The sequence below is a fragment of the Campylobacter sp. RM5063 genome, from assembly GCF_024723655.1.
GTDB classification, from domain to species: domain Bacteria; phylum Campylobacterota; class Campylobacteria; order Campylobacterales; family Campylobacteraceae; genus Campylobacter_D; species Campylobacter_D lari_D.
Genome location: NZ_JANQDA010000037.1, coordinates 1 through 4,442, shown reverse-complemented (window position 1 = coordinate 4,442; position 4,442 = coordinate 1). Strand labels below are relative to the sequence as shown.

Below are 4,442 nucleotides of genomic sequence, written 5' to 3'. Positions count from 1 at the left end.
AGGTGCTTCTTTTTCTCCGGTGTTTAAGCCAAATCCTAAGGGTGGAAATGTGATTAATATGGGTGGTGAAATCAATGCTGCTAGCGTTGTTTTACAAGGTAATAAAGTAGTGTCTAATGCATATGCTGACTATGGTAAAAATTTAGGAGAACACTCAAAACAAATTTCAGCTAATGAAATAACTTTACAAGGCAATGAAGTTTATGTTGATGTAAGCTCTATTAATGGTAATAAACTTAGCAAATTAAATATCAAGGGAAGCAATGGTAATAATTTTAAAGGTTCTATGTATTTAAATGCTAGTGGGTATTATTATAATCCTAGTTCTTTTAAAGTGTTTGATAAATATACAAATACAAACAATAACTTTAAAGTATATGATTATGTAGGCATAGGCTCTGATGTTGACTGGTGGCATTTTGCTAAAGGGTGGAATGAAAATGCATTTAAAGATAGCGAATTTAGAAAAAATGCTAATGAGTATAGACTTACTAATGATATAGATTTTAAAGCAAGTAATGGTCAAAACTATGCTAATTATTGGGTAGACTTAAATGGTGATGGTAAAAGACAAGATAATGAATTTACTAATATGATGATTGGGTATCATGTTAGATTAGTTGAAGATTCTGAAGATTATAATTCATATTTAGAATTTAATAGTTTTAAAAATAAAATTTTTGATGGGCAAGGTTTTGCTTTAAAAAATATTAATATGGATTTAGATAATGTAGATACAGGGTCTTTTATATTATATAAAAGACTTGGTTTGTTTGGAACTATAGAGGATAGTAGCTTTAAAAATATTCATATAGATTATGAAAATGGAGGCATAAAGTACCATAATGATTTTTATGATGTAAGTATAGGTGGACTAGTTGGCGTAGTTAAAAATTCAAATTTTGATAATATTAGAATAAGTAATTTAAATTCCATAGATATACATTATGTGAGTGATTATTATTGGATGGCAAATTATTTGAGAGTAGGTGGGTTGGCTGGGGTTATAGAAGGAGATAAAAAACAAACCTTTAGTAATATTAAATTTGATAATATTTTTGGTGATGTTTTTATAAAACATGGAGCCGACTATACAGATGTTGGTATTTATTCGAAAACATATCTAGGTGGATTAGCTGGATATATAAAAAGTAAAGATGCTTCTTTTTCAAATATAATGATTGGTTATGATAAAAATCACAATATTAATACTGAATCCGTTCTTTCTCATATATACAGAGGAGGTTTTGCTGGGTATATAGGTGGAGGATTGTATAAAAATATAGGAATAAATTTCTATGGTGATAGCAATAATAATGGTTTTGCTGGTATTATTGCAGATGGAGATATTAGTTTAGTGCAAATTAACAACAAAAAAGGTCGTCTTGATAATATTTTTTCTAGTTATATTGATGGCGGAAGCATTCACGATCTTAAACTAGAAAATTTAAAAGCAAGATATAGTACTTTTGGTACAAGAACTAATATGTTTACTGATTCTGAGATATTCTTTAATAATATAATTCTTGATGAAATTGAATTTAAAAGCAATGGCTCCAAAAGCGGTTTTGGTAATTTTGGCGAAAATTCAACAGCTAACAATGTAAAATTAAGCAATATAAAGTTTATAGGAGATGGTGGTAGTGGTTACAACTCTGCTAGTGGATTTGGTAGTATTGGAAAATCAAACAATATAATAATGAATCAAATTAGTTTTATAAATAATGATTCTGCTAGTGGATTTGGAGCAGGTGGGGGAAATAATGTATTAATGAAAAATTTCAATTTTGTGAATAATAAAGAAGCTGCTTATTTTTGCACAGATTGTTTTTATGGTGCAAATAAGATATCCTTTTCTGATTTTAAATTTAATAATAAAAATAAAGATTATAAAATTTATGGATTTGCTAGAACAATAAATTATGGTAAATATGAAAATATAAATTTAAATTTAGCATATCATGATATAAATGGAGGTAAATATGCGGGTGGTTTTGCCGGGTATATTGATAATGGAACATTTAATAATATTAACCTAACTGTAAATGGAGATATAATTAGCACTGAAAATAACAGTGAATATGTAAGAGGATCCTATACGGGTGGTTTTGCCGGGTATATTGATAATGGAACATTTAATAATATTAACCTAACTGTAAATGGAGATATAATTAGCACTGAAAATAACAGTGAATATACAAGAGGATCCTATGCAGGTGGTTTTGCTGGAGCTGCTGGTCCAAGATTTGATCATTATGGTGATGAAACATTATTATTTAAAAATATAAATCTCAATATTAATGGAGATATATCTAGCACCTCACTTAAAAATGATTCTTATGCAGGCGGTTTCGTAGGTGAAAGTGGCTTGAGTCACCGTTATGAAAAAATATCAATAAAAGTAAATAGTAATTCAAAAATATCTAGCATAACAAAAGATCCGATAGATTATAGTCAAAGTTCTTCTTATGTAGGTGGTTTTGCTGGATTAATAGGCGGGTCGAATGAATTGAAAGATATAAGTCTTAATATTAATGGAGATATATCTAGCACCTCACTTAAAAATGATTCTTATGCAGGCGGTTTCGTAGGAAATATGTGGGGAAAAAGTAATTTTGATACAATCAATCTTGCATTTAATGGGAGTATATCTAGCACTGCAACCAATGGAGATGCTTATGCGGGTGGTTTTGTAGGACGTGATGAAAATTATCAATCTGTGTATGAAAATATTGTTGTTAAAGGTGATAAATTAGAAATAACAAGCATTGCAGATAAAAATTCTTATGCAGGTGGTTTTGCTGGAACAAGCACATCTAATTTTAACAATATAGTTATTGATGTAAAATCAGATATATCTAGCACTGCAACCAATGGAGATGCTTATGCAGGTGGTTTTGTAGGTGGTCAAAAATATGGTGGTGGTGGTATTTATGATAAGATTAAGGTAAACAATATCTCATCTATTGAAAGTGTAACTCACTCAAAATCCAATGGAGATGCTTATGCAGGTGGTTTTGCAGGTCAAGGCGTCGGAAACTTTAGTAATATAAGTTTAGATAATATTGGTATTATCTCTTCTTCTTTGATCAATGTATCTAGAAATGGCGGTAATTCTTATGTTGGTGGTTTTGCAGGAAAAATATGGGATAATAAAAAGGTGTCAAATATAAGTTTAAAAAAATTAGGTGATATCTCTAGCTGTATAAAAGGCAATGAAGCAAATATTGCTTATGTTGGAGGGTTTGCAGGTAATGCTTGGTTTAATACAATAAATAATATAAGTATTGATGGTATCGAAAGCATTACTAATACGATAGACAATAAAAATAACCCTATTTCTTATATAGGGGGATTTATTGGATATGCAAATCAGTTAAATTTAAATAATATCAGCATAAAAAAAATTGGCAAGATTGAAAATATAAATAAAAAAATAAGTTCTAAGGATAATATTATTGTAGTTGGTGAAAATTATACTTCAGGTTTTATAGGGAGTATTTCTGATCACTTAGGTGGTTCAAAAGGTTATTTAAAAGCTAATAATGTATTTATTTTTCTAGATGAGAATTTTAAAATACAATCTGACTATGATGATAAAATAAATAGCTTAGAAAGTCTATGGAAAGGTAAATTTATTGTTGGAGGTATTGATAAAATTAAAGAATTGGGTAATATTCACGTTTATCATTCAGTTGCGCTTGACGGCAAATTTGCTGATGAATACATATGGAATATAGTAAATGGCAATAATGTAGTAGATAAGGGAAAAGTGAATATACATGCTTACATGGATAAAAATTTAGCTCTTGGAGAGTTTAATAACTTAGATAAGCTGGTATTAAGACCCATATTGCCTATTATAACCCCTCCATCTAATGTTACAATACCTCAAATTCCAGAAGTTAATATTCCTGATTTTGAAGTAGATAATCCTAATATTGCTATATCTGATTTGCCACAAAAACCTATTGCAAATATCCCTGATGTAGAAAATATTAAAGATGAAACAGCTATCTTAAGTGATGATGATATCTTAGACCCAAAACTTTTAGAAAAAATCATATTCGACTTAAAAGATAAATTCTATGCAGTAGATATAAATACACTAAATGATTTGTTAAAAGCTTATGCAAAGATTGATAAAGACAATCCTACCTCTAAAGCAGAATTTTTAGCTAATTATCTTTTAAGTAAAGATAAATATCCAAATGATGATAAAAGACTTGATATAGCTCATTCTATGATTCAAAGCTTAGATTTTTTACTAGCTTATCAAGACAATGGCTTAGACAAAGCTAGTGATGATAAATTTGCAGATAATGAAGCTATACAGGCCAAAGATAATATTTTAACTGAAGTTTCAAATGCTTCTAATCAAGCTAATATTAACAAAGATAAAGTAAATAACTTTATCCAAACTACTTTAAAAGACAAGGTAA

Annotated in this window: 1 pseudogene; it reads left to right on the top strand. The window is 28.9% G+C overall.

What is annotated here, in order from left to right:
• Positions 1-4,442, top strand: a pseudogene (locus tag CAMP5063_RS08120) (hypothetical protein); the annotation flags it as partial.